The organism is Streptomyces virginiae, assembly GCF_000720455.1.
Taxonomy (GTDB): Bacteria; Actinomycetota; Actinomycetes; order Streptomycetales; family Streptomycetaceae; genus Streptomyces; species Streptomyces virginiae.
On the sequence record NZ_JOAK01000079.1, the window covers coordinates 1 to 2,170 of the forward strand.

The 2,170-nt window shown below is 70.7% G+C and carries 1 protein-coding gene and 1 pseudogene; one reads left to right on the forward strand and one right to left on the reverse strand.

The window, feature by feature from the left end; translation table 11 throughout:
• Nucleotides 1-358: pseudogene (locus tag IG86_RS0138010) on the reverse strand (hypothetical protein); the annotation flags it as partial.
• 276 nt (nucleotides 359-634) lie between these two features.
• On the opposite strand from IG86_RS0138010, the gene IG86_RS0138015 reads away from it, so the two are divergent.
• The gene (locus IG86_RS0138015) at nucleotides 635-1,612 is read left to right on the forward strand and encodes an MsnO8 family LLM class oxidoreductase (protein WP_030903130.1); all 978 of its coding nucleotides are present in this window, start codon (nucleotides 635-637) and stop codon (nucleotides 1,610-1,612) included.
• Nucleotides 1,613-2,170: the final 558 nt, after the last annotated feature.

Consider the following 2,170-nt stretch of genomic DNA (forward strand, 5'->3'; position numbering starts at 1 on the left):
GCGTACCGCCCTGGGTGTTGCCGTTACCGCCACCCTGCGTACCGCCCTGGGTGTTGCCGTTACCGCCACCCTGCGTACCGCCCTGGGTGTTGCCATTGCCGCCACCCTGCGTACCGCCCTGGGTGTTGCCCTGGTTGTGCTTCTTCTTCTTCTTGCCGTGGTGGTTGCCGTCGTGCTTCTTGTGGTCGTGCTTGTTGTGGCTGACCACGCTCTCTACCGACGTGGTGGGGGCTGCCATCGCGGAAGACGTCGGGACGAGGATGCCGCCGGCGATCGCGGCGGCCGCGACGGCGGTGGCGAGGCGGAAGCCTCGACGCTTGGGGCGGGGGGTCTCGGACGTCTCGAACTTACGGTTCATGGTGTTTCTCCTGATCGAATCGGACCCTGGAAGGGGCTCCGGGAATTCGGGGCCTTTGCGATGCGGGGAATGTTTCCGCCGCGTCTGCGACCTCGTTTCCTTGCCGGTGAGGCGCATAACCAGTAGGCCCTTCCGCCGCACTGCCGGTCACGTTCCGGGAATTCGGGGCTTGACGTTTTCACGGATACGGGTTAGCCGGAAATCCGGTGGTCGGGGTGTCCGTCCGCGGTGGCGCGAAAACGATCATCGGGCGGCCGTGATCCCTATGCTGACGGCATGCTCGACATACCTCTTTCAGCACTGGAAGTCGCGATGGTGCAGACGGGCACCCGCGCCGTGGACACCCTGCGGGACACCGCGGCCTTCGCACAGGCAATGGAGCGGCTGGGCTACCGCCGCCTCTGGTACGCGGAGCACCACCACTCCCCCGCGATCGGTGCGTTCCCGCCGGTCGTGCTGACCGCGCACGCTGCCGCCTCGACCTCGGTGATCCGTCTCGGGTCGGGCGGGGTACTGGCCCCCAATCACGCGCCTCTCACGGTGGCGGAGCAGTTCGGGACGCTGGCCGCCCTGCACGAGGACCGGATCGACCTGGGTATCGGCCGCGGTCCGGGCACGTTCGACGAGGCCATCGCCCGGGCGCTGCGCCGTGGGGCGGGGCCGGCGACGGACGCGGAGTACCGCCAGGACGTGGCGGCGGTCCTGTCGTTCCTGGTGGAGGAGGTCGCGCTCGGTGCGCTGCCGGAGCCGTGGCTGCTGGTCTCCAGTACCGCGGGGGCGGCTCTCGCCGCGGCCCTGGGTCTGCCGGTCGCGGTCGCGCACCACATCCGGCCGGAGAACACCCTTGCCGTGGTGGAGGGTTACCGGGCGGCGTTCACCGCGTCCCGCTGGTGCGAGCGGCCCCGGGTGCTGCTGTGTGTGGAGACGGTGTGCGCGCCGACGCAGGAGGAGGCCGTGTGGCGGGCGGGTCCGATGAACGTGGTCAAGGCCGGGCTTCTGAAGGGGCTGAGCCAGGCGCCGTTCCCGACGCCCGCGCAGGCGGCCGCCCACCCCTTCACGGAGCAGGAGCGGCGGGCGCTGGACGGTTTCCGTGCGCAGCAGGCGGTCGGGGCGCCCGCGGTGGTGGTGGGGCGGCTGGCGCAGCTGGCCGCGGAGACCGGGGCGCAGGAGTTGATGCTGGCGACGCCCGTCTATGACCTGGGTGACCGGATCGGTTCCTATGAGCTGGTCAGGAAGCACTGGGGGGCGGCGTAGGGGCCGGTGACGGCGGCGGCGTTGGCGTTGGCGTTGGCTTGAGGTGCCGGTTTTTCTCGTACGCCGGAATCGTTTTGGCAGGTGCGTGCGAAGGGGCGGCGGGGGCGGCTGTTACAGGGCCTTGAACCCGTTCGGCGCAGGGGCGTGGGCGGTGGCCGGGGGTGGGGTCGGGGTGTGGGGCGGGCCGCTTGGCAGGCCTCCCACCGGCTGGTGGCGCGTGGGCGTGTCCGGGGCGTCAATCCGGGTTTGACGGTTGCCCGTTACAAGGGAGAGTTACGGACATTTCCGGATTGGGAAACAGGGGGTGGGGGTGCGGTGTCCGGGTGTGGCGGGGGGCCAGTGTGTGGCTCCTCGGCCAGACGCCGGGAACCGTTTCGAGTCCGACCGGCACGCACGTATCCGTGCGGGGCGCCGGTGCGGGCCGTCCTTGAAGTCGAAGGGGTCCATCCTCCATGTCTGCTTCTCTCGCCACCCGCCGCGTTCTCGCCACCCTGCTGGCGGCCGGCACCCTGATCGGCGCCGCCACCCTGCCCGCCGCGGCCGACGACCACCGCCGCG

Excerpts from the sequence above, each read along its gene's own strand:
- IG86_RS0138015 (WP_030903130.1), top strand. The coding sequence starts at position 635 with ATGCTCGACATACCTCTTTCAGCACTGGAAGTCGCGATGGTGCAGACG.